The 22875-nt window shown below is 69.3% G+C and carries 20 protein-coding genes and 3 pseudogenes; 11 read left to right on the forward strand and 12 right to left on the reverse strand.

From position 1 onward, the window contains the following. Nucleotides 1-19 precede the first annotated feature (19 nt). From ACFZCY_RS43785 to ACFZCY_RS43810, 6 genes and pseudogenes are all read right to left on the reverse strand, one after another. A pseudogene (locus ACFZCY_RS43785) lies at nucleotides 20-1174 on the reverse strand (AbgT family transporter). Nucleotides 1175-1371: 197 nt separating this feature from the next. After that, nucleotides 1372-2481 (reverse strand): ATP-binding cassette domain-containing protein, encoded by a 1110-nt coding sequence (locus ACFZCY_RS43790; RefSeq protein ID WP_391187129.1) that lies wholly within the window; start codon nucleotides 2479-2481, stop codon nucleotides 1372-1374. Beyond that, the gene (locus ACFZCY_RS43795) at nucleotides 2474-4300 is read right to left on the reverse strand and encodes an ABC transporter permease subunit (RefSeq protein WP_391187131.1); all 1827 of its coding nucleotides are present in this window, start codon (nucleotides 4298-4300) and stop codon (nucleotides 2474-2476) included. Before ACFZCY_RS43795 ends, ACFZCY_RS43790 begins: the two co-directional genes overlap by 8 nt. Nucleotides 4301-4360: 60 nt before the next feature. Continuing rightward, nucleotides 4361-5509, reverse strand: a complete 1149-nt coding sequence (locus ACFZCY_RS43800) for an extracellular solute-binding protein (RefSeq protein WP_391187133.1) — start codon at nucleotides 5507-5509, stop codon at nucleotides 4361-4363. 70 nt (nucleotides 5510-5579) lie between these two features. Next, nucleotides 5580-8246: an aconitate hydratase AcnA gene (gene acnA, locus ACFZCY_RS43805; protein WP_391187135.1), complete on the reverse strand. Its 2667-nt coding sequence runs from the start codon at nucleotides 8244-8246 to the stop codon at nucleotides 5580-5582. A gap of 205 nt (nucleotides 8247-8451) precedes the next feature. Next, the gene (locus ACFZCY_RS43810; RefSeq protein WP_391187137.1) at nucleotides 8452-9330 is read right to left on the reverse strand and encodes an FCD domain-containing protein; all 879 of its coding nucleotides are present in this window, start codon (nucleotides 9328-9330) and stop codon (nucleotides 8452-8454) included. Between the two features lie 147 nt (nucleotides 9331-9477). Here ACFZCY_RS43810 and rraA point away from each other — a divergent pair, with 147 nt between their 5' ends. After that, complete coding sequence (gene rraA / locus ACFZCY_RS43815) at nucleotides 9478-9963, forward strand: ribonuclease E activity regulator RraA (protein ID WP_391187140.1); 486 nt, start codon at nucleotides 9478-9480, stop codon at nucleotides 9961-9963. Between the two features lie 325 nt (nucleotides 9964-10288). Next, entirely contained in the window at nucleotides 10289-10525 is a 237-nt protein-coding gene (locus tag ACFZCY_RS43820; protein WP_391187177.1) for a hypothetical protein, read from the forward strand. A 30-nt stretch (nucleotides 10526-10555) separates the two neighbouring features. Here the strand turns inward: ACFZCY_RS43820 and ACFZCY_RS43825 are convergent, their stop codons facing one another. Continuing rightward, a complete protein-coding gene (locus tag ACFZCY_RS43825) occupies nucleotides 10556-11143 on the reverse strand; it encodes a TetR family transcriptional regulator C-terminal domain-containing protein (protein WP_391187142.1) in 588 nt (195 codons plus the stop codon). 119 nt (nucleotides 11144-11262) lie between these two features. On the opposite strand from ACFZCY_RS43825, the gene ACFZCY_RS43830 reads away from it, so the two are divergent. The 3 genes and pseudogenes from ACFZCY_RS43830 (at nucleotide 11263) to ACFZCY_RS43840 (ending at nucleotide 13421) form a co-directional block, all read left to right on the forward strand. Continuing rightward, on the forward strand, nucleotides 11263-11694 hold the full coding sequence (locus ACFZCY_RS43830; protein WP_391187144.1) for a tautomerase family protein: 432 nt from the start codon (nucleotides 11263-11265) through the stop codon (nucleotides 11692-11694). Beyond that, a pseudogene (locus ACFZCY_RS43835) lies at nucleotides 11687-12695 on the forward strand (zinc-binding dehydrogenase). Before ACFZCY_RS43830 ends, ACFZCY_RS43835 begins: the two are co-directional and overlap by 8 nt. A gap of 39 nt (nucleotides 12696-12734) precedes the next feature. Continuing rightward, complete coding sequence (locus tag ACFZCY_RS43840; RefSeq protein WP_391187146.1) at nucleotides 12735-13421, forward strand: hotdog domain-containing protein; 687 nt, start codon at nucleotides 12735-12737, stop codon at nucleotides 13419-13421. 274 nt (nucleotides 13422-13695) lie between these two features. Here the strand turns inward: ACFZCY_RS43840 and ACFZCY_RS43845 are convergent, their stop codons facing one another. After that, the gene (locus ACFZCY_RS43845; protein WP_391187148.1) at nucleotides 13696-14151 is read right to left on the reverse strand and encodes a MarR family winged helix-turn-helix transcriptional regulator; all 456 of its coding nucleotides are present in this window, start codon (nucleotides 14149-14151) and stop codon (nucleotides 13696-13698) included. Between the two features lie 57 nt (nucleotides 14152-14208). On the opposite strand from ACFZCY_RS43845, the gene ACFZCY_RS43850 reads away from it, so the two are divergent. Beyond that, complete coding sequence (locus ACFZCY_RS43850; protein WP_391187150.1) at nucleotides 14209-14682, forward strand: MarR family transcriptional regulator; 474 nt, start codon at nucleotides 14209-14211, stop codon at nucleotides 14680-14682. A 19-nt stretch (nucleotides 14683-14701) separates the two neighbouring features. Here ACFZCY_RS43850 and ACFZCY_RS43855 read toward each other — a convergent pair. After that, nucleotides 14702-15576, reverse strand: a protein-coding gene (locus tag ACFZCY_RS43855; protein ID WP_391187153.1) for an IS5 family transposase whose coding sequence is annotated in 2 segments (ribosomal slippage) — nucleotides 14702-15183 and nucleotides 15183-15576 — 876 coding nt in all. Because the reading frame shifts where the segments join, the coding sequence is not laid out codon by codon here. 103 nt (nucleotides 15577-15679) lie between these two features. Here ACFZCY_RS43855 and ACFZCY_RS43860 point away from each other — a divergent pair. Continuing rightward, nucleotides 15680-16577: pseudogene (locus tag ACFZCY_RS43860) on the forward strand (IS701 family transposase); the annotation flags it as partial. Further along, on the forward strand, nucleotides 16558-17079 hold the full coding sequence (locus tag ACFZCY_RS43865; RefSeq protein ID WP_391187155.1) for a substrate-binding domain-containing protein: 522 nt from the start codon (nucleotides 16558-16560) through the stop codon (nucleotides 17077-17079). The pseudogene ACFZCY_RS43860 and the gene ACFZCY_RS43865, both read left to right, overlap by 20 nt. Before the next feature lie 69 nt (nucleotides 17080-17148). On the opposite strand, the gene ACFZCY_RS43870 is transcribed toward ACFZCY_RS43865, so the two are convergent. From ACFZCY_RS43870 to ACFZCY_RS43880, 3 genes are all read right to left on the reverse strand, one after another. Next, complete coding sequence (locus tag ACFZCY_RS43870; RefSeq protein ID WP_391187157.1) at nucleotides 17149-18105, reverse strand: SUMF1/EgtB/PvdO family nonheme iron enzyme; 957 nt, start codon at nucleotides 18103-18105, stop codon at nucleotides 17149-17151. A 64-nt stretch (nucleotides 18106-18169) separates the two neighbouring features. Beyond that, on the reverse strand, nucleotides 18170-18484 hold the full coding sequence (locus tag ACFZCY_RS43875; protein WP_391187159.1) for a DUF202 domain-containing protein: 315 nt from the start codon (nucleotides 18482-18484) through the stop codon (nucleotides 18170-18172). Continuing rightward, complete coding sequence (locus tag ACFZCY_RS43880) at nucleotides 18481-18870, reverse strand: DUF202 domain-containing protein (RefSeq protein WP_391187162.1); 390 nt, start codon at nucleotides 18868-18870, stop codon at nucleotides 18481-18483. Before ACFZCY_RS43880 ends, ACFZCY_RS43875 begins: the two co-directional genes overlap by 4 nt. Nucleotides 18871-19074: 204 nt before the next feature. On the opposite strand from ACFZCY_RS43880, the gene ACFZCY_RS43885 reads away from it, so the two are divergent. The 3 genes from ACFZCY_RS43885 (at nucleotide 19075) to ACFZCY_RS43895 (ending at nucleotide 22865) form a co-directional block, all read left to right on the forward strand. Next, nucleotides 19075-19680 carry a helix-turn-helix transcriptional regulator gene (locus ACFZCY_RS43885; RefSeq protein WP_391187164.1) on the forward strand — a complete coding sequence of 202 codons (606 nt, stop codon included), beginning with the start codon at nucleotides 19075-19077 and terminating at the stop codon, nucleotides 19678-19680. 80 nt (nucleotides 19681-19760) lie between these two features. Beyond that, a complete protein-coding gene (locus ACFZCY_RS43890) occupies nucleotides 19761-21467 on the forward strand; it encodes a sulfatase-like hydrolase/transferase (RefSeq protein WP_391187179.1) in 1707 nt (568 codons plus the stop codon). Between the two features lie 45 nt (nucleotides 21468-21512). Then, nucleotides 21513-22865, forward strand: a complete 1353-nt coding sequence (locus ACFZCY_RS43895; RefSeq protein WP_391187166.1) for an MFS transporter — start codon at nucleotides 21513-21515, stop codon at nucleotides 22863-22865. Nucleotides 22866-22875 lie beyond the last annotated feature (10 nt).

Below are 22875 nucleotides of genomic sequence, written 5' to 3' on the forward strand. Positions count from 1 at the left end.
ACCGGCAGCGGAGGTCACTTCAGGCCGATGTGCGCGCCGGTCCCAGCGGCAGATCGAACCCGTAGAAGATGCCCAGGACCGCCAGCCACACCAGCAGGAACGGCATGGCGAAGACCGACAGGCGGGCGATGAGCGTGCCGAGGCGGGCCTCGGGTTCGTACTGGCGGAGCATGGCGAGGATGACGAAGAGGTACGGGTTCATCGGCGTGAGGATGCCGGTGGCGGAGTCCCCGATGCGAAAGGCCGCCTGGCTGAGCGCGGGGCTCATCCCGAGCAGCATGAACGCGGGCACGAAGATGGGGCCGGCCAGGGACCACAGGGCGGAACCGGAGACGATGAAGAGATTGAGACAGGCGGTCAGCAGGATGAACGCCACGATGACCCAGAAGCCTGTGAGGTGGACGGAGTTGAGGAACGCCGCGGACTTCACGGCGAGCAGGATGCCGACGTTGGACCAGTTGAAGAGTGCGATGACCTGAGCCGCCACGAACATCATGACGAGGTAGCCGGACATGGTCTTCAACGAGTCGGAGACGGCCGTGATCAGCTCCTCGGCGCCGGTGACGGTCTTGGCTGCTCGGGCATAGGTGATGCCGGCCAGGAGGAAGGCGCCGAACACCAGCGGGACCATTCCGGTGAGGACCGGGGAGGGCATCAGGGCTCCGCCCTCGCCGCGCAGCGGGGCTCCGGAGGGCAGTCACAGGGCGAGCACGCCCGCCAGGTAGACGGCGACGACGAGCGCGGTGTACCGCAGGCCCCGGCGCTGGGCGAGGGTGAGGGTCAGGTCCTCCGGCTCGGGCTCGCCCTCGGTTACCTGGTAGGGCCCGAGGCGCGGCTCGATCACGCGGCTGATGAGGAAACCGCCGAGCAGGCCGAGCACGATGCTGCTGGACGCGGTGAAGAAGCCGCTTTTTTTCAAGATCTCGATCGTCTTCTGCTGCTCGGTGTTCTGCCTGCGCAGCCGCTTCAGCTCCTCGCGCTCCGCGCTCGTCAGTTCGCCCGACGTGCCCCCGCCTTGGTCGACCCGGTCACGCTTCACCCAGCCACGCAGACTCTCCGGGCTCACGCCCAGATCCCGCGCGACCTCCGTGATCGTCTTGTCGGAGGAGCGGGCCAACGCGATCGCGTCCCGCTTGAACTCCTCCGAATACCGCTTCGAGTACTGACTACCCACCTGGCACTACTTCCTCTGGAACCTCACGTCCCAGTCTCCAGGTGTCCAGTCACAAGTGGAAGCTTCACCATACGCCGCACCCACTTCGCCGACCTCGACCTCACCCCCGACCCCGCAGGACAACACGCACACGCCGTCAGTGAATCGGGCGACAGAGTCGCGCAGGGTGACGCGACGTGCGGTGGTGCGGCTTCGGGTCAGGCCGCTGCCGCCGGGTAGAGAAGGCAGTCCTCGGGGTGGATCAGCAGGTTGATCTCCTGACCTGTGTGCCGGACCGGGCTCTCGGCGTGGAGGTCGAGGTCGCCGACGGACAGCTGGTACTCGAAGCGGGCGCCGGTGTAGAAGCACTGCTTGATCGTCGCGCGCAGGACGTTGACGCCGTCATCGGCGCCGTCCGCGCGCTCGGTGAGCGTGATGCGTTCGGAGCGCAGGCCGATGGTCGCGTCCAGGCCCGCCCTCGCACCGTCCGGCCGTAGCACCTTCAAGTGCTGGCCCGTCGAGCCGAGTTCGACCCGGATGGTCCGGCCCTCTGCGGGCGCCTCGTCGATACGGCCGTCGAGGAGGTTGCAGCGGCCGATGAAGCCGGCGACCTCCGGAGTGGCCGGGGTCTCGTAGATCTCGGTGGGGGTGCCGACCTGCTGGAGGCGGCCGTGCATGAACACGGCGATGCGATCCGACAGAGACATGGCCTCGATCTGGTCGTGGGTGACGTAGACCGTGGTGATGCCGATGTCGCGCTGGAGTTCCTTGAGCCACAGGCGGGCCTGGTCGCGCATCTTCGCGTCGAGGTTCGACAGCGGCTCGTCGAGGAGCAGGACGCCCGGCGAGTAGACGATGCCGCGGGCGAGCGCGACACGCTGCTGCTGGCCGCCGGAGAGCTGGTGCGGATAGCGGTCGCGCAGGTGCAGCATGTCGACCTTGGTGAGGACGTCGTCGATGCGGCGGCGCTGCTCGTCCTTGGGGACCTTGCGGAGCTTCAGCGGCAGGGCGAGGTTGCCGGCGATCGTCATGTGCGGCCACAGCGCGTACGACTGGAAGACCAGGCCCAGGTTGCGTGCCTCGGGCGGGACGGCGGTACGCCCGTGCCCCTTCTCGTCTCCGTCGAAGAAGACCTCGTCGCCTACGCGGATGGTGCCGGAGTCGGGGTTGTCCAGGCCCGCGACGCAGGACAGGGTCGTGGACTTGCCGCAGCCCGACGGGCCGAGGAGGGTGAAGAACTCGCCGTCCGCGACGGTGAAGTCGATGCCTTCCAGAACGGTCGTGCCGTTGAAGGACTTGGTGATGTTCTCGACGGCCAGCTCAGGCATGGGTCTTCTCCTTCATGGACTTCACGGACTGCACGGCCTTCTTGTCCTGCGTGGATTTCCTGTCGCGCAGCAGGAGGCCGGCGAGACCCGCGACGAGGGCGGTGACGGCGATCTGCAGGGTGGCGAGCGCGGCGACGGAGCCGGTCTCGCCCTGGGTCCACAGGTCGATGGCGGTGGTGCCGATGACCTGGGACTCGGCCCCGGCGAGGAACATGGCGGGGGCGTACTCGCGGATCATCTGGGTCCAGATGAGGAGGAACGAGGCGAGCATCGCCGGGACCAGCAGACGGACCAGGATACGGGAGACGGTGCGCCACCAGTCGGCGCCCGCGACCCGCGCGGCGTTGTCGAGTTCGGAGCCCAGCTGCATCGTCGCCGGGGAGATGGCCCCGTATGCCGAGGGCAGGGCGCGCACGCCGAACGCGATGATCAGGGCGAGGAGTGTGCCGCGTACGGCGTCGCCGCCCGGCATCCAGGCGAACGCCCAGAAGAAGCCGATGCCGATGATCAGGCCCGGCACGGCGTGCGGTGACTGGGCGGTGGTCTCCAGGAGGCGGGCGTAGCGGAAGCCGGAGCGGCGGGCCACCAGGACCACGACGGTGCCGAACAGGGTGACCGCGACCGCGCCGATGAACGCGATGGTGATGCTGTTGGTGATCGACTCCGTGTACGGCGCGTAGGCGAAGATCAGCCGGAAGTTGTCCAGGGTGAACAGGTCGAACGGGTTCACCAGCGGCGTGAGGAGCGAGGTGAACGCCCGCATGACCAGCGCGATCATTGGCAGCAGCGCGCCGAAGACGACGTAGATCCCGACGAAGGCGAAGCCGAGCCACTTCCAGCCGCCGATGTCCAGGAGCCCCGACCGGTTGGCCTTGCCGCGTACGGAGACGAACCGCTGCGCCTGCTTGAGCAGCCGGGCCTGCACCACGACCAGGCCGATCGTGGTCAGCAGCATGAAGGTGGAGGCCGCGCCGAGCAGGCCGTAGTCAGGGCTGACCGAGTCGATGCCCTGCTCGTAGAGGAAGCTGGAGAAGAGCGTGATCTCGGCGGGCTGGCCGAGGATGAGCGGGATGGAGAGGGTCTCGACCGCGGTGCCGAAGATCAGCAGGCCCGCGTAGAGCATGGGAGGGCGCAGCATCGGTACGACGACCGAGCGCAGGATGCGCAGCGGTCCCGCACCGACGGTGCGGGCCGCGTTCTCCAGTGAAGTGTCGGACGCGGCAAGAGCGTTGGCGCAGAACAGATAGGCGACCGGGACCTGGGCGACGGCCTCGACGAACGCCATGCCGGGCAGCGAGTACAGGTTCCACGGCACCCAGCCGAGCGACTCGCGGAGGGTGGTGGTGAGGAATCCGGCAGGGCCGTAGACGACGATCCAGCCGAAGGCGAGGACGAGCGGCGAGATGTAGATCGGCCAGCGCAGCACCTGCCCGAACAGGCGGGCCGCCGGGAAGCGGGTGCGCTGCAGGAGGATCGCCATCGGCACGGCGATGGCGAGGGCGAACACCGTGGTGAGGACGGCGAAGTACAGGGTGTCGAGGATGATCGAGCCGAAACCCGCCTCAGTGAACAGGTGCGCGTAGTTCGAGAACGTGAAGGCGCCGCCCGCCGCGTACAGCGGCTGGTTGCGTATGGACTGGTAGAGGATCGGGACGACCGGTGCGAGCACCAGCGCCGTGGTGACGAGGAACGTCAGCCAGTGGATGGTGACTTCACGTCCGGCACCGAACAGGCGCCGGTACTGCGGCGTGCCCAGCGTGTCGGCGCGCTGTGCGCTGCCGCGGGACGGGCTCGGCGCCTCGGGGGTGTGGATGGCCATGGCGACTCCAAGCGAACATGCCGATAAAGAAGGGGAGTTGGGGTGGGGGGGAGGCGGCTGTCAGCCCGCCGCCTTCTCCCAGCGCGCGAGATACGCCGCCTGCTTCTCTTCCGGCACTCGCTCGTAGCGGTAGACGTGGACGTTGTCGGCGCCGAGCTTGCGCCGCATGTCCTGGAGGCTGTCCATGGCGTCCTGCCGCACCCCTGACCGGTACGGCACGAGTCCGCCGTCGGCGACGGCCTCCTGGCCCTTCGCCGAGAGCACGAAGTCGAGGAAGAGGCGCGCGGCGTTCGGATGGGGCGCCGTCTTTACGATCGATACACCGCGCGGCATGACGATGGTCCCCTCCTCGGAGTAGCTCCAGCCGAGCAGGCCGCCGCTGCTCTCGGCGGCCGGGATGACGACGCCGCCGCTGAGGTTGATCGAGAAGTCGTACTCGCCCGAGACGACCTTCTCGACGAGCGCACCTGAGGAGTGGTCGGAGCGGGTGAAGGGCAGCAGCCGCCGGAAGGTGTCCCAGCCGTCGGGGACCATGCTGGTGTAGCCCTGGTTGCTGGCGTAGCCGTAGGCGTTCGACGGATCGTACACGCCGATCCGGCCGCGGAAACGGGATGGTTTCGCCTCGACGATATCGGCCAGCGACTTGAGCCCCGTGGGGTATTGAGACGAGTCGATGGTCTTGCGGTTGTAGAGGACGGCGACCGGGTCGGTCGACATGATCCACACACCGGGGAGTATCTCGCCCCAGGAGGGCAGGTGGTCCTTCTCCGGCGAGCGGTAGTCGGAGGCGATGTTCCGGGTGGCGTAGTCGCCCCACAGTGGGCCGCCGTTGTTGACCAGCAGGTCGACGGGGGAGGTGCCACTGGCGGACTCGCTGTAGTAGCGCTCGTAGACCGCCGAGCCGCCCAGGTTGGTGGCGCGGACGTCGGAGATCCACGGATAGCGGCCCATGAACGCGTCGAAGACCGGCTGCCAGTTGGTCTGCGAGGTGTTCGAGTAGATGAGGAGCTTCTTCTCGTGCCGTGAGGCGTCGACCAACGTGTCGTACGTGGGCGGGTAGTGGGCGGGGACCGAAGGGGCGGCGGCGTTCGCCTCGTCACCGGAGCAGCCGGAGAGCGTGCCGGCGCCGGTGGCGAAGAGGCCCGCGGCTGCGGCGCCGCGCACGATGTGACGGCGGGTCGGCCGGGGTTCTGGGGGGATGGGAGACATGGAGGGCTCTTCTCGGGTATGGCGTGACGGCGCTGTCGGCAGCTTCGAGAGACGTAGCGGAACGGGGGACTCAGGACGCCGCGACCGCACGGCGCACCACATAGGGCAGGAGTCCGCCGTGGCGGAGATAGGCCAGCTCCTGGCGGGAGTTGAGGCGCAGACGCAGGGTGGCCGTCGTACGCGAGCCGTCGGGGCGGGCGAGGTGCAGCGTGATGCGGTTCGTGCCGACGTGGAGGTCATCGAGGCCGGTGAAGGCGAGGTCTTCCTCTCCGGTGAGGGCGTACGCCGACGCGTCCTCGCCCTCGTCGAACTCCAGCGGCAGTACGCCCATCCCGATCAGGTTGCTGCGGTGGATCCGCTCGTACGACTCGGCGACGACCGCCCGCACTCCGAGCAGCGCCTGCGCCTTGGCGGCCCAGTCGCGGCTGGAGCCCGCGCCGTAGTTGCGGCCCGCGACGACCACCAGGTCGTAGCCCGCCGCGCGATAGGTGGGCGCGGCCTCGTGGACGGGGAGGACGGCGGTGCGGCCGGCGGTGTACGCGTGCCCGCCCCTTTCGGATCCGTCCAGGAGCTGGTTGACGACGGCCGCATTGGTGAAGGCGCCGCGCAGCATGACCTCGTGGTTGCTGCGGCGCGTGGAGTACTGGTTCAAGTCCCGCCGCTCGACGCCGAGGTCAGTCAGCCAGCGCCCGGCGGCGCTGTGCAGCGGGATGGCGCCGGCCGGGGAGATGTGGTCGGTGGTGACGTCGTCGCCGAGCAGTATCAGCACCTTGGCCCGGTCGATGCGCGGCCCGTCCGGGGTCGTGGCGGGCAGCTCGTTGAGGTGCGGCGGGCGCCGGATGTACGTCGACTCCGGGTGCCAGGTGAAGCGGGTGCCGCCGGGGGCCTGGATGTCGCGCCAGGCCGGGGTGCCCTCGCGCAGGCGCGCGGCGTTCGCGCGGAACATCTCGGGGCGCACGGACGTGGCGACGCGGGCGGCGACATCCTCGTCCGTGGGCCACAGGTCCTTGAGGAAGACGGGAGCGCCGTCGGCATCGGTGCCGAGCGGGTCGCGTTCGAAGTCGTGCAGGATCGAACCGGCCAGGGCGTAGGCGACGACCCAGGGCGGCGAAGCGAGATAGGACTGGCTGATGCGCGGGTTGACGCGGCCCGCGAAGTTGCGATTGCCGGACAGGACGGCCACGGGTTCGACGGCGCCGTCCTGTGCGAGATGCTCCAACTCCTCCTGCAGCGGGCCAGAGTTGCCGATGCAGGTCATGCAGCCGAAGCCGACGATGTGGAAGCCGGTCCGCTCCAGAGCGGTGAGCAGCCCGCCCTCGCGCAGATAGTCCTCGACGACCCGGGATCCGGGCGACAGGGACGTCTTCACCCAGGGCTTCGTGTCGAGCCCGGCCGCCACGGCCCGCTCGGCGAGCAGCGCGGCCTGCACGATCAGCGCCGGGTTGGCGGTGTTGGTGCAGCTGGTGATCGCGGCGATGGCGACCGGCCCTTCGGGAAGCCGCTCCCCACCTACCTCGTGCCGTAGGGGGGTTGAGTGCGAGGAGGGCCGGAAGGAGTCCGGTACGCGGGACAGCGGCAGCCGCTGGTGCGGCAGGTCGGGTCCGGCGAGGCTCGGCTCCACCGTGGGCAGGTCGAGGTCGATGACGTCGTCGTAGCGCGGCTCGGGGCTGTCGGCGCTGCGCTTGAGCCCCTGCGCGGCGAGGTAGGCGTCGACGAGCCGTACGTGCTCCTCGTTCCGCCCCGTCAGCCGCAGATAGCCGGCGGTCTCGTCGTCGTACGGAAAGAAGACGCAGGTGGCGCCGTACTCCGGGGCCATGTTGGAGACCGCCGCCCGCTCCGCCCAGCCGAGCGCGTCCAGGCCCGGGCCGCAGAACTCGACGAACTGGTCCACCACGCCCTTGGCGCGCAGGAGTTCGGTCAGGGTCAGGGCGAGGTCGGTGGCGCCGACCCCGGGACGCAGCCGTCCGGTCAGGCGCACGCCCACCACGCGCGGGAACGGAATGGTGACCGGCTCGCCCAGCATCGCGGCCTGCCCCTCCAGGCCGCCGACGCCCCAGCCGACCACGCCCAAGGCGTTGATCATCGGGGTGTGGCTGTCGGTGGCGACGAGCACGTCCGGGTGCAGCCACGGGAGGCCGTCGTCCTGCGGGTCTTCTTCCTGCCAGACGACGCGGGCGATGGTCTCCATGTTGACCTGGTGGATGATGCCGGTGCCGGGCGGGACGACCCTGAAGCCCCGCAGGCTGCGCTCGGCCCACTTCACGAACTCGTAGCGCTCGCTGTTGCGGCGGAAGTCGATGAGCAGGTTGCGCTCGACGGCGTCCGGACGGCCGTACTCCTCGACGATGACCGAGTGGTCGACGGTCAGATCCACGGGGATGGCGGGCTGAAGCCGCTCGGGGTCCCCGCCCAGCTCGGCGACGCTGTCGCGCAGCGCGGCGAAGTCGGCGAGCGCGGGCAGGCACGTGGTGTCGTGCAGCATGACCCGGTTCGGGCGCACCGGCACCTCGCAGTCGCCGCTCCCGCTCAGGGCGCGGGCGAGCACCTCGTCGAGCGCGGCGGGCGAGAGGCGGGCGACGTTCTCCACGAGGACCCGTACCGCGTAGGGCAGTTCGTCGAGCCGAGTACCCGGCAGGAGCTGGTTCAGGGGGAGGTAGCGGTACACGTGGCCGTCGACGGTGAGGACGGCGGCGCGGGTGTGGGCATATGCGCGGGTGGGGGTGGGGTCTGGGGTCATGATCCCTGCTGTCGTTCCGGAACGGGCGGAGTCCGTGGCTGCCGCGAAGGCGACAGCGGCGGCTGCCGGGCGGCCAGTATTGTCTCAAGGCGCGCATTGGTACAACCGTTGGAACGGAAGAACTTCCGGCGACCTCGCCGAGGGAGTCCCCGGAGTCCCCGGGGAGGCCCTGAGGTGTGTGAGCGGACCAGGAGGAGTCGGGCGGTCAGCCGCCGGTCTTGATGATCCTCACCTTGTCCAGGTGGCGGCGCAGGAACTCGGCCGCTTCCTCGAGCCGGCCGCTCTCGACCATGTCCAGCATCCTCAGATGCTCGCGGGCCTGGCCGGCGAGGCGGGATCGGTCCACCTGGTGCCGGTACTCGATGAGGCGGCGCAGCCGGTGCTGGCGACGCGCGGCGTCGAGGAGGAACTGGTTGCCCGAGAAGCCCACGAGCATCTCGTGGAACGAGGCGTTGACGTGGAACAGCTCGGCGCGGGGCAGCAGCAGGATGTCGCCGCGCAGCAGTGCCTCCTGCTGCTTGCGGTGCTGGGCCGCCGCTTCCGGATCGACCGTGAAGCCAGGCTCGAGCAGGGCGTTAGGCTCGATGATCATGCGGAAGCGGTAGCTCTGGTCGTGCGCCTCGACGGTCGAGAGCACCTGCTGGAACTCCCAGCCGCGCCCGCCCGGCCTGCGCCGCACCAGATCCTCGGAGTCCATGCGGGACAGGACCCGGTCGGCCTGGCGGGGGGTGAGGCCGTAGGTGCGGCCGATGTCGGCCGACGTGAACGGACCGGTGAACCGGCCGCCCACGTAATCGTCGGCGATCCGGAAGTACGCGTCCTGCTCGATGTCCGCACCCTCACCCAGGTCGGTCCGCGTCAGCGTGGCCGCGCCGCGGTCCAGGAAGAAGCCCCGATTGGGCTCGCGCCGCAGAATGCCGACCTCCGCGAGGAAAAGCATGGCCTTGCGGGCGGGGGTACGGGAGACGTCCAGCTCGTCGGCCGCCCACTGCTCGGTGACATGAGCCCCCTCCTCGAGGCCGCTGCGGCGCAGCAGGTCCACGAGGCGAGTGGCGATGGAGGTGGTCAGGTTCGGCCGCGACATCAACCTCTGCGCTCTTCGGGTGGGGACGTGGGACGCCTCATTTTAAGGGGCGCGGAAGGATTGTATCGAGCTTCGATTTGATGCAAAATCTCGACGCGCCCCGCCAGGTCGGGGGCACATCAACGCGACGCCAGCGAGAGGTACCCCATGCAGACGACGGCGCCCGTCCCCACCGCCGACCTCGCCGACCAGTACGGCGACCAACTTCGGGTGTGCGACGTGCAGTTCACCTCGTACGGGGCACTGCGCTCCTTCGCCGGCCCCGTGCGCACCGTCTCCTGTCGCGACGACAACGCCCTGCTGCACGAGCTCCTGCGCACCCCCGGCGAGGGCTGCGTCGTGGTCATCGATGGCGGGGCTTCCCTGCGCGCCACCCTGTTCGGCGACCGCATGGCCGCCCGCGCCCTGAGTAACGGGTGGGCGGGCGTCGTGGTGCACGGGGCTGTGCGCGACACCGCCGCCCTGGCCGGAATGGAACTCGGGGTCCAGGCGCTCGGTACCAATCCGCGCAGGAGCGCGAAGGCGGGGGCCGGTACGGTGGATGTGCCGGTGACGTTCGGCGGCGTGACGTTCACCCCCGGCGACATCTTGCACGCCGACGGCGACGGTACGGTCCTCCTTCCGCGCGCCTGACAGGCTTATGGCCGTCGCGGCCTATGACGACCGTTATAGATCTCGCGTAGGATCGCGCTATAGCGATCGTCATAGGAGGCAGTCATGACCGTCATTACCGTGAACTCCCCGAAGGGGCGTCTGAGTGTGGAACAGCGCCGCACACTGGCCGAGACGCTGACCGATGCGGTGCTCGTGCCCGAGGTCGGTCAGTTCGCACCGGCCGCCCGGGGCGGGTTCCAGGTGCACTTCACGGAGCGCGAGCCGGACGCGATGGCCATCGGCGGCCGGCTCCTCGCGGACGGCCGGCCCCGGGCCCGACGCCATGGTGATCGACGTGACGGTCATGGACGGGGACTGGCGCCGGGAGGTCCGGGCCGCGGTCATCGAGCGCGTCCTGGCCGCGCTGGCCGACGCCTGCGGACTGCCGGAGCCGTCGCCGGCCTGGTGGGTCACCTTCCGCGTCGTCGACGAGGGCAGCTGGGGCACCGGTGGCGGGGTCCTCTCGATCCTCTCCTTGCTGGAGAGTGGCGTGTTCACCGAGGAGAAGGCCAAGGCGATCCGCGCGGCGCTCGGCGCCTGAGCCGGGTCGGATCGACCGGCCGGCGGCGGGTCAGGCCGACCGGCCGACAGCGCCGTTGATCACCGCTTCCAGCTGCTGTGCCACCTGATCCAGCGCCCGTGTGCTGCGCTGGGCGCGGCACATGGCGATCGCGCCCTCGACGGCCGCCACGACGAGGGCCGCGAGCCCCGGGGCCTGCTCGGTGTCGGCGCCGTGCGCGCGCAGCGACTGTGTGAGCAGTCGCTCCCAGTCCTCGAACGCCTCGGCGGCGGCGGTGAGTGCCGGCGGGATTCCGTCGAGCGGCTCCTCGACGGAGACGGCAAGCACGGGGCAGCCGGCGCGGAAGTCGCTCTCGACGACGATGCCGCGCCATACGTCGAGGAAGGCGCGCAGCCCGGCGGCCGGGCCCGCGTCCAGCGAGTCGCGCAGGATGCGGGACACCGCGGCCCCCGCGTACTGCACCGCCTCGGTGGCCAACTGCCCTTTGCCCTCGGGGAAGTAGTGGTAGGTCGAGCCGAGCGGCGCCTTGGCGTGCTTGGCCAGTTCGCGGATGCTCGTGGCATTCAGGCCACGCCTGCTGATCATGTCGGCCGCACCGGCCACGATGCGCTCGCGCGACGGCGCGCTGGACCTGGCCAAGACCGTGCCCCTCTCTCTGGCTATGACGCTCGTCATAGTCTAGCGTGAGCTCCGGTTATAACGACTGTCATAGACCGTGTGCGCACCGCTGTGCCGCACAGCCGAAGGGAGACTCCGTCATGCCGATGATCCGCCTCACCGTCCCGCCCGGTTCGCTGACCGGGGAGGGCCGCAAAACCGTCCAGCGCGACCTGGCCGCCGTCCTGCTGCACTGGGAGGGCGCGCCCGACACGGCGTTCTTCCGCGCCCAGGCGTGGAGTTACCTCGTTGAGCTGCCGGAAGGCGCGCAGACCACTGCCGGGGACGAGATGCCCCGCTTCCTCGTGGAAGTGACGGTCCCCCAGGGCGCGCTGTCAGAGCGGCGCAAGGCCGGACTGGTACAGGACGCCACCAGGACCGTGCTCGACGCCGCCGGCCTCGGCACGGACGACGCCCTGCGCGTATGGGTGCTCGTGCACGAGCAGCCCGACGGCACCTGGAGCGCGGGCGGCTCCGTCATCCGATACGCCGATCTCGTGGCCCTGGCGAAGGGGCAGAAGACCGATGCGTGAACTGATCTACGTCGCCCGGAACTCGGTCGAATGGCGCGAGGCGCCCGACCCCCAAGTCCGCTCCGGCCAAGAGGCGATCGTCGCCCCGGTGGCCGCGACCTCCTGCGACGTCGACACCGCGATCCTGGCCGGACACGGTTTCATCGACCCGCCGTTCGCCCTCGGCCACGAGTGCGTGGCCCGGGTCGTCGAGACCGGCGGCGCTGTCACGACCGTGACGCCGGGCGACCTGGTGGTCGTCCCCTGGTCGATCAACTGCGGCACCTGCGACCAGTGCCGCGCCGGGCTGACCGCGCACTGCTCGTCCGTACCGCACATGGCCATGTACGGCGCGCCGATCGGCGGCAGTTGGGGCGGCCTCTTCTCCGACCTGGCCCGCGTCCCGTGGGCAGACGCCATGCTCGTCCCCCTGCCTGCCGACCTTGACCCGATCGCCATGGCCTCGGCGAGCGACAACTGGTCGCTGTCCTGGCGCCTCGTCGCCCCGCACCTGAAGAACAAGCCCGGTGCCCGGGTCCTGGTCGTCGCCCGCGGAAGCATCGGCCTGTACGTGTGCGACATCGCCCGCGCGCTTGGCGCCTCCGACGTCCTCTACGTCGACCCGAACCCCGAACACCGCAAGCTCGCCGAGAGTTTCGGGGCCCGCACCGCCGAGGCGATCGAACCGGTCCGGCACGGCTTCGAGCTGGCCGTCGAGGCCACCGGGCGCGTCAACCAGCTCGCCCTCGCCGTCAAGTCCCTCGCCCCGGAAGGTATGCGAGTCGGCGGGTAACCACTTCCGCCCCGGCGAACTGCCCCTGCTCGACATGTACCTCACCGGCGTCACCCTGCGCATCGCCCGCGACAACGTCCGCAGCCACATCCCCGACGCCCTCGCCCTCGCCCGCTCCGGCGACGTCGACCCCGCACGGGTCGTCTCCCACGTCATCGACTGGGAACAACTCCCCGACGCCCTGCCCGAGAAGCACCTCAAGCCCGTCTTCGTACGCCACGACGCCTGACCGCATCACGACCGCCGACCGCCCCGACCGAGAAGACCGATGAACACACCTGTGACCCGAACCCGGGCGCTGAACTCCGACTCCGTACGGCCGAAAGACGAACAACTGGACCACCAGCGGGCGGCGATCACCGTACTCGGCGACGAACTACGGGCTCTGGTGGACGCCACCGTGCGTACCGCGGCCTCCGTGGAAACCCTGGAGAGGGTGGCGGACGGCGTCCGCGGCCTGACGCGGCAACTGACCGGCCGACGACGCGGACCTGCGGACATCCCAGCCGTGGACGAGTTTCCCGGCGGGGTCAGGATGTACAGCCCCGTGACCGGCACCGGCAGCCCGCTGGCCCCGCCCATGCGGGTGGCGACGAACGGCGATGGCGTCGTCGGCCACTGCACGCTCGGCATCGCTCACGAAGGACCGCCCGGCTACGGGCACGGCGGCATGAGCGCCAAGCTCCTTGACGAACTCATGGGCTGGGCCTGTGCCGCGGCCGGGACACCCGGTATGACTATCGCCCTGCGGCTGCGCTACCACCGGCCCGTCCCGCTGGAGACGCCCCTGCGTGTCGTCGCACACGTCACCGGCACCGAGAACCGCAAGATCCTTGTGGCCGGTTCGATCAGCACCGAACGTGCCCCCTCCACCGCGCTGGTCACCGCGGCCGGCACCTTCGTCGCACCCGACCCCGACCGCACCCGCGCCCTGTTCCCGAACATGTCCCCGTAGCCCGCATGTGGTCCCCACAGCAGTGCGGGTGCGCGGACAACACCCGACTGGAGGCCAGGAGTGACGTCCTGATGTGTACGACCTCGGTCCTGGACCAGGACGGCACGCCTCCCCACGGATGGGCAACCTTCGAAGTTGGCGACAACTTGCCTGCAATTAGGGAGTGTTGCGAAAGTGCTAGTCTTAACCGATTGCGGACGGCTGTGACCAGCACATTTTCGCGTGATTGCCCAGGTGGATAACCACCATCTCGCAGAGAGAAGTGCGCACACGACTACTGACGGGGCGTTTCAACCGTCAGGGCGTCAAGCTGGGTGGCGACCCTCTGGAGCAGTTCCATCAACACTCTGTGCTCCTCGGACGAGAGGCACTCCATCATCCGAACCCTCAGGACTCCGGCCTGCTCGGAAACCCGCTGGTGCGCCCGTCGGCCCTCGCCGGTCAATGCCACCGCGCCTTCGTCAGCCGTGTGTGCCCAGCCGCGCTCGATGAACCGGTCGACGTACGGGCGCATGGTTGGCTCGTCGGCGGACAGGAACGCGGCCATTGCCTCGTCGAGTTCGGCGATGGTGATTGAGTCGTACGAGATGGTGTTCAGTACCTGCCACCCTCGCCGGTTCAGGCCATCCGTGGCGAACAGCCGGCCCAGGCTCTCCTCGATCGCCCCGTCGATGTGCTTCAACCAGTAGCCGAGCGGGCGCTGCTCGTGTACGTTGCGCAGCTGAGTCAAGTCAGTCATGACAATCCCCGATGCATGTCTTTTGACAACTATTGTAATCTAGCATGCATGCCGAAGAGGGAACAGGACGAGGCGATCGCCGACGTCGAACGGGCCATGGTGGCGATCCGCCGCAGCCAGACCCGCCGATCGCTGGGGCGGCTCGGGCCACCCGACGGCGACAAGCCGATCGACCCCACACTGTTCAACGTGTTGGACGTCATCGAGGACCGCGACAAGCCGTGCTCCGTCTCGGACGTCGCCACCGCGCTGGGCGTTGATCAACCGAGGGCGAGCCGACTGGTGCTCCGCACCGTCGAGGAAGGGTGGCTGGACCGCAGGACCGACCCTTCCGACGCCCGCCGCACGCTGCTCGCCCTGACCGTCTCCGGTCGGGAACGGCTCGACCGCACACACCAGTTCCGGCAGGAGATCTTCGCGCGGGTGATGGCGGATTGGTCGGACGCCGACCGGTCCGAGTTCGCCCGACTCATCACCGCGTTCGTGACCTCGTTCGCCCAGGTGGTCCCCGAGGCCGAATGAGCCTCTCGGTGCGTGGCGGTCACAGCCAGTCGTTGATGGCGGCAACCAGCACGGTCGCCTCGAACCGCACCGCGAGCTTGTCATAGCGAGTAGCCACGGCCCGGTGGCGTTTAAGGCGATTGATCCCGCACTCCACCGCGTGGCGTTCCTTGTAGTCAGCCTTGTCGAACATGGGTGGGCGCCCGCCACGCGAGCCGAGGTTCTTGCGGTTGCGGACCTGGTCGGCCTTCTCCGGGATGGTGCAACGGATGCCGCGCCGACGCAGGTAGGCGCGGTTCGCACGGGAGCCGTACGCCCTATCCGCGCGGACCTTGTCCGGCCGGGTCCGTGGCCGGCCGGGGCCGACCCGGGGCACCTGGATGCCATCCAGGACCGGTTGGAACTGCGGGCTGTCGTGCCGCTGGCCGGCAGTGACAAGCAGGGACAGGGGCTTCTGTCCCTGCTCGACCGCAAGGTGCAGCTTGGTGGTCAGCCCGCCACGCGAGCGCCCGAGGCCGTGGTCGTCGGGCTCGCTGTCGACGCTTCCAGGGGGTTCCTTTTGGAGATCCCCCTTTTACGCGCCCCGGCGGCGTGCTGGTGGGCACGGGCGATGGTGGAGTCCACGCTCACATCCCACGTGATCAGGCCCTTTGCGTCGGCCTCGACCTGTAGGTGTTCGAAGATTCGTTTCCAGCTCCCGTCACGCTGCCACCGCCGGAAGAGGTCGTACGCCCGGTCCCACGGCCCGTATCGCTCCGGGATATCCCTCCATGGCGCACCGGTCCTCACCCGCCACCGTATGCCATCGATCCGCTGCCGATGGGCCCAGGTCCGCGGACGGCCCGGCTTCTTGCCCACTGGCAGCAGCGGTTCCAGTCGCTCCCACTGGCGGTTCGTCAGATCACTTCGCCCCACGGCCGGAGATCATCTGCGACCTTGATCCACTTTCGCAACACTCCCTAGTAGGGCTCCGTTAGGTGTGTTTGCCGGTTGTGTTCGTCCGAAGCACGGTGGATGGATGGAGAGGCGGCAAGTGGGGGGTCTTCGGGCGGAGTTAGCGGCGTGCGTGGCGGATGTGTTCGCATCGGTGCCGCGGCGGGACCAGCGGGCGAAGGGTGACTGCTACCTGCGGGGACTGATGCTGGACGGTCGCCGTAAGTCGATCCAGCCGATGGCGGAGCGGCTGCCGGACGGCAACGAGCAGAATCTGCAGCAGTTCGTGAACCAGTCACCGTGGAACCCGATACCGGTGCAGCGTCGCATCGCCGAGCGCATGGTGCCACTGATCAGTGGACGCCTTTGTGATCGACGATGTGTCCTTCCCCAAGGATGGTGGATGGTCGGATGTTGGTCGGGGTCGGGCATCAGTACTGCGGCGGCGCTTTGGGCAAGCAGGCGAACTGTCAGGTTTCGGTGAGCGTGCACGCGGTCAGCGATAACGCCTCCGTCCCGTTGCGGTGGCGGCTGTTCCTGCCCGAGGAGTGGGACCAGGACACCCAGCGGCACGTGTCACCGGAGTGCCGGACGAGGTCAGGCACCGGGAGAAGTGGCGGCTGGCGCTGGATGCCCTGGACGAAATGGCCGAGTGGGGCCAGGAGGACCGCACCGTGGTGGCGGACGCCGGATACGGCCAGATGCACGCTTTCCGGGCGGGGCTGAGCGCCCGTGGTCTGGACTACGTAACCGCCGTGCGAGGGGGTATCAGCGCGCACACCGCCCACGCGACGCCCAGTCGTCCGGAGCGGGCCGGGCGCATCGGCGCACCTCATCTGCCCCGCTACCATGACCCGGCCCGCTCCGTGAAGGAGCTGGGCATGGCAGCGGGACGGCGTTCGCTGCGGCGGTGCACCTGGCGGCAGGACAGTCGTGGCCCGATGACCAGCCGTTTCATTGACCATGGTGCTGGACCAGCCGGCCGTGGCCGACCGCGCGGCGCGCCACCTGGTGGACCGCGGACACGGTCAACTGGCCTGTCTGGTCCCCGGTGGTGAGTTGGCGGGCATCGCCCAGAAGCGATTCGACGCCGTACGAGCGGTCGCCGACGCGGCGGGGGTGCCCGTGGAGCGCGTCGACTGCCAACCGGCCGTGGACAGCGTGCGGGCCGTCACGGACCACTGGCGCGATCCCGGAAACCGGCCGAGCGCCGTGTACGCCTACAACGACGAGTTCGCGCTCTCCCTCATCCAGGTGCTTCGGGACGCCGGGCTGGATGTGCCAGGCGACATCTCCGTGATCGGATCCGGTAACCACCCCCTGGGGGCGACGCTCAGACCACGGCTCACCTCGACGTTCCACGACATGTCGGAGTTGGGTACGACGGTGGCGTCAACGGTCCGGCGGCTACTGGACGGCCAAGAGGCGCAAGCAGCGCAGGGCCCGGCCGTGCGGCCGAGGCTCACCATTCGGGAGTCCGCCTGAACCGGAGCCGACCCACCCTGCGGATCCTCTTGCCCATCGTGGCCAGGTGATGGCCAGGGACTCGATCCTTCAGGTCCCGGGTGGAGTGTTCCAAGCGACGCGGAAGCCGGTGTTCCCGCTGGAGCTGTCGGGGCTGTTGCTGGTGCGGGCGGCTACTCGGTAGCGGTTGCAGTAGGAGTCGTGGCACAGGTACGAGCCGCCCCGCAGGACCCGCGCGGTGCCATGGCGCGGCCCGGCGGGGTTGGTACAGGGGCCCTCTGCCGGGAAAGGGGTGGTGGCCCACCAGTCGGCGCACCATTCCCATACGTTGCCGGCGACGTTGTGCAGGCCGTAGCCGTTGGGCCGGTAGGCGGTGACGGGCGCGGTGGCGAGGTAGCCGTCCTCGGCGGTGTTGTGGGAGGGGAAGCGGCCCTGCCAGATATTGCAGTGGTGTTCGCCGTCGGGAGTGAGTTCATCGCCCCAGGGGAAGCGTTTGCCCTCCAGGCCGCCGCGGGCGGCGTACTCCCATTCCGCCTCGGTCGGCAGCCGTGATCCCTCCCATTGGCAGAACGCGTTCGCGTCCGTCCACGAGACGTGCACGACGGGATGGTCCGAGCGGCCGGACACGTCGCTGCCGGGTCCTTCCGGCGCCGCCCAGTACGCCCCCTGGACTCCGCACCACCACGGGGTGCTCTTCGGGCGCGGGGAGGTGCGGAGCAGTTCGCCGGGCAGGAAGGTGGCGAAGACGTAGGACCAGCCGAACCGTTCGGCCTCGGTGCGGTACCCGGTCGCTTCGATGAACGTGGCGAAGCGCTCGTTGGTCACGCAGTGGGCGTCGATGGCGAAGGGGGCCACGGTGACTTCGCGTACCGGCCCTTCGCCGTCGCCGGGGTTGGCGTCGGGGTCCTCGCTGCCCATGAGGAAGGTTCCGCCGGGGAGCCGTATGGCGGAGGCGCGGTCGCCGTGGCCGTTCCCTTCGAAGGCGACAGGGGCCGGGACGGCGGCCGGGTCGCCGGGCCGGCCGGGCGGGCAGCAGTGCGGGGACATGCGCGGCATTGCTCCGTTCGGGGGGTGGATGCCGAGGTTACGCCAAGCGAATGCGTGGCCGATGTCAGTGAGCGAGCAGTGCCACCTGCGCGGTGACCAGGAGACCGGCGACCGTGGCGCAGGACGCCACGGCCCGCAGCCGGTGCCGGCCGGTTCCGGATGACCTGGTGGTCAGGGCCGCCGTCGCCACGAGGCAGGCGCCCGCCGCGGTGACCAGCGGGGCATCATGTGTCAGTCCGAAGCGCAGCGTCAGTGCCGCGGCCACCAGTGCTGAGAGCGCCGTGCGGCGGCGCGCGAGTGCGGTCCGCTCCGCTTGGAGACCGGGGTCGCGCGGGCCTGCGGAGGGCGGGGGCGTTCCGGAGCGGTGCCAGGTGGTCACCGTACTCTCCAGACCAGCAGCAGCACGGCGATGCCCGCCAGGGACGCGCCCCAGGCCAGCGCGGTCAGCAGCCGGGTCATCGGCAGCGGGCGGTTGTGGCGCATCGCGCGCTGGACCCGCAGCCAGCGACCGTAGGACGAAGCGCACAGCGCTGTTCCGGTCACGGCCAGCAGCGCCCCGAGTGCCGCGCCCGCTTCGCTGTGTGCCAGTGGCTGGACGAACTGGGCGACGGCGACGGCGCCCGCTAGCAGGGCCAGACCCGTTCTGATCCAGGCGAGGAACGTGCGCTCGTTGGCCAGGGAGAAACGGTAATCCGGCTCCTCGCCCTCCTCGTACCAGGGTATGGCGGCGCCGGAGCGCGACCCGCTCGGTCGGATGTCCTTCATGCTCGCTCCCACTGTGTGCTCGCGGTCCGGCCAGGCAGGCGGGGCTGCCGTGGCTCTGGGGGTGCTGCTGGTTCCGGCCTGTCCACACTCTTGCGGAGGCATTCAACATGTGTCATGGTCTCCCCACCTTAGCCATTCCACTTGTGGCATGCACTATCTGCCGGGCAGGGACAGCCCGCGGAGAGCCGCCGTGAGGAGCGAGCAATGAAGCTCGAAAGCATTCTGCTGGGTGTGCTCGCCCGGCATCCCAGTACCGGGTACGACCTGAAGAAATATCTGGACACCCATGGGCGCTTTCTGCGGTCCAACACCCAGATGAGCCAGGTCTACCGGTCCCTGGGGAAAATGGAATCCAGTGGGTGGGTGATGCACACCGTTCAGCAGCGAGCCGGTGCCACCGACGCCAAGACGTACCGGATCACCGACGAGGGAATGACCGTCTTCCTCGACTGGCTCACCGGCCCGTACAGCCCCCCGACGCGTTTCGAGGATCCCGATTTCGGTGCGCGGCTCGCCTTTGCCGGATTCATGACACGCGAGCAGCTCTTGCGTCTCATCGACACCGAGCTCACTGCGCGTCGCGAGCAAGTGGCCCGCTACCGCTACCGTGACCGCCGCGAAGCCGTCGAGACGTCCGCTCCGTTCGACGAGGACCTGGCGACGCTCGTGGGCGAGTGGGCCCACGAGTCCGGGACGCGGGCGATAGACGCATATCTGGAACGCCTGGAGACGCTGAGGCGGGTGCTGCTCGACGCTCCGGAGGGCGCCAGGGCCCCGGATCTCCTCGTGCTTCTCCGCGACGCCCGCTGAACGTCCGCGACACCCGCTGAACGAAGGAAACACCTCCCGTGCGTGCCATCATCCTCATGTTCGACAGCCTGAACCGGCACATGCTCGCTCCGTACGCGGATACGATCGTGGACGCGCCGAATTTCGCGCGGCTGGCTTCCCGGGCGGTGACGTTCGACAACTTTTACGCCGGATCGATGCCGTGTATGCCGGCCCGCCGGGAACTCCACACCGGGCGTTACAATTTCCTGCACCGTTCGTGGGGGCCTCTGGAGCCTTTCGACGATTCGATGCCGCAAATGCTGCGGGACGCGGGAATCCACACCCACCTGGTCTCGGACCATCCGCACTACTGGGAGGACGGCGGGGCGACGTACCATACCCGCTACACCACGTGGGAATTCTTCCGCGGCCAGGAAGGCGATCCGTGGAAGGGCGTCGTCGACGGGCTCCGCGAGGGCGAAGGCCCGCACATGCACCGCCAGGACGCGATCAACCGCACCTATATGCCCACCGAGGCGGAACACTCCCAGACCCGTACCGTCGACGCAGGCGTGCACTTCCTGCACACCAACGCGGACGCGGACCGCTGGCTGCTGCAGCTGGAGCTCTTCGACCCGCACGAGCCCTTCTTCGTGCACGAGCCGTACACCTCCCGCTACCCGGACGACCACGCCGGCCCCGAGTTCGACTGGCCCGGCTACCAGAAGGTCACCGAGCCCACGGACCAGGTCGAGCACGCACGACGCCGGTACGCCGCTCTCGTGTCGATGTGCGACCACTCCCTCGGCCGGGTGCTCGACGTCATGGACGAGCACGACATGTGGGACGACACCCTGCTGATCGTCAACACCGACCACGGCTTCCTGCTCGGCGAGCACGGCTGGTGGGCGAAGTCGGTCATGCCGTGGTTCAACGAACTCGTGCATCTGCCGATGTTCATGTGGGACCCGCGCACCCGGGGCGCGGACACCCGCCGAGGCGCGCTCGCGCAGACGATCGACATCGCCCCCACCCTGCTGCGCTACTTCGGGCGCACGACCCCGCCCGACATGCAGGGGCGTGACCTCGCGGCCGTTCTCGACGACGACCGGCGCCTGCGCGAGGGCGCGCTGTTCGGCATCCACGGCGGCCATGTGAACGTGACGGACGGCCGCTACGTGTACATGCGCGCCGCGGCGACCCCGGAGAACGGCCCGCTGGAGGAGTACACGCTCATGCCGACGCACATGCGTGCGCGCTTCGCCGTGGAGGAACTCACCGACTGGGAGCCGGCCGACCCATTCCCCTTCACCAAGGGGCTGCGCACCCTGCGAATCCCCACCACCGGCGGGTGGATGAACCCCTGGCGCCACGGAACCCTGCTCTTCGACCTCGAACACGACCCGGAACAGCAGCACCCCCTCGACGACCCGGAGGCCGAGCTGCGGATGCTGCGCCTGCTGGCCGACCTCCTCCATGCCGGTGACGCCCCCCGCAGCCAGTTCGAACGGCTCGGCATCCCCTACGACAGCGAGATCACCGAACGGCACCTGCTCGTCCGGGAGCAGGCGGAACGCGCGGAAGCACTCGCGGAGCCGATGCCGACGCCGGAAGAGCTGCCGAACGGCCCTCTCCTCCAGCGGCCGGTCCTCGAACTGCTGAGGGACCCCGCCGTCAGGACGGTGGTCGAGGACCACCTCCCCGCCCTCACGCACACCGAACTCATCGCCTTCCCCGCACAGTCGAGCCTGCTCGACCTGGCGCGGCTCGCGGTCATCCCCACCAGCACGCTGCGGTCCCTCGCGGACTGTCTTCAGGACCTGTAGCCACTTTCCCCATGGCTGCCTGAGAACACCGAACAGGAACACCCCATGGCAACGGAACAGTCCGCGGCACCGACCGCCGCACCCCACACCGCCACCGCCTCCCGCGTCCCCCACCGCTGGCGCAACCTGCTGACCCTCACCGGTGTCATCTCCGTGGACAACACGGAGAACAACGCGACCACCACCCTCTTCCCCTCCATATCCACCGCGCTCGGCCTGACCAGCGGCAATCTGGGCACGCTCGCCGCGCTCGGCAAGGTCGCCTCCGTGCCGACCGGTCCTTTCTGGGTGTGGCTGGCGGGACGGATGGGCCGCCGCGCCACCCTCGTGCTCACCACCGTCCTCGGCGGCCTGTTCGGAGTCCTCGCGGGCTTCGCGCACAACTTCGGCTTCCTGCTGCTGTTCAACACCCTCATGGCCGCTTGTCTGATCGGCGCCTCCCCGATCGCCAACGCCGTCATCGCCGACTCCTTCACCGACCGCGAGCGGGGAAAGGCGGTCGGCATCCTCTATGGCGCCGCCAACACGTTCGGGCAAATCATCGGCCCCGTCATCGCTCTCTTCACGGGCTTCAGCGACGGCTGGCGCTACGGGATGTGGGCGATCGGCGGGGTCTGCATTCTCGCCGGGCTCATCGTCGCGGTCGCCTTCAAGGACCCCGGCGTCGGGGCGGCCGAGGAACAGCTCGCGGACCTGAGCGAGACGGCGCGGGTGAAGAAGACCGTCACGGTGAAGTCCGTGCTGTCCCTGTTCCGCATCCCGACCTACTCGGTGATGATGCTCTCGCGGCTCCTCTCCGGTCACCTGCTCATCGTCATCTTCGGGATCCAGTTCCTGGTCGCCGAACGCGGCTTCAGCAACGCCGTCGCGGCCGTGGTGGGCATTCCGTTCGGCGCCGGATATCTCGCCGGGACCGTCGGCGGCGGCTACCTCCTGGCGTTCGTCGACCGGCGGTGGCCCCAGCGGGGCCGCGTGTCCTACCTCCAGCTCGCACAGGTCCTCTTCGCCGTCGTGGCCTTCTTCGGCACCCAGTTCCACTACTCCGGCGGGATCGGGATCTACTGCGTCTTCTGGGCCCTCATGGGCTTCGGCCAGGGGGTGAACCCCCCGGTGAACCGGCCGCTGGTGTCCGCGGTCGTCCTCCCCGAACTCCGTGGCCAGGCGTTCGCCATCTGGCTGTCCGTCTTCGAGACCATGGCCTGGGCCGTCTTCGCCCTCGCCGCCGGCCAGCTCGCCGAGAGCTTCGGCATACAGGAGGTCTTCCTCTGGATCATGGTGGTCCTCATGCTCCTCAACGCCGCGGTGCTCGGCGTACTCCACACCACCTACCCACGGGACGCGCGGCGCGTTACGCACACCCTTGAGGAGCGCCGCAGGCTCGCCCGCGACACCGCCTGATCCGCGCGGC

The sequence above is a fragment of the Streptomyces sp. NPDC007983 genome (genome assembly GCF_042958345.1).
GTDB lineage: Bacteria > Actinomycetota > Actinomycetes > Streptomycetales > Streptomycetaceae > Streptomyces.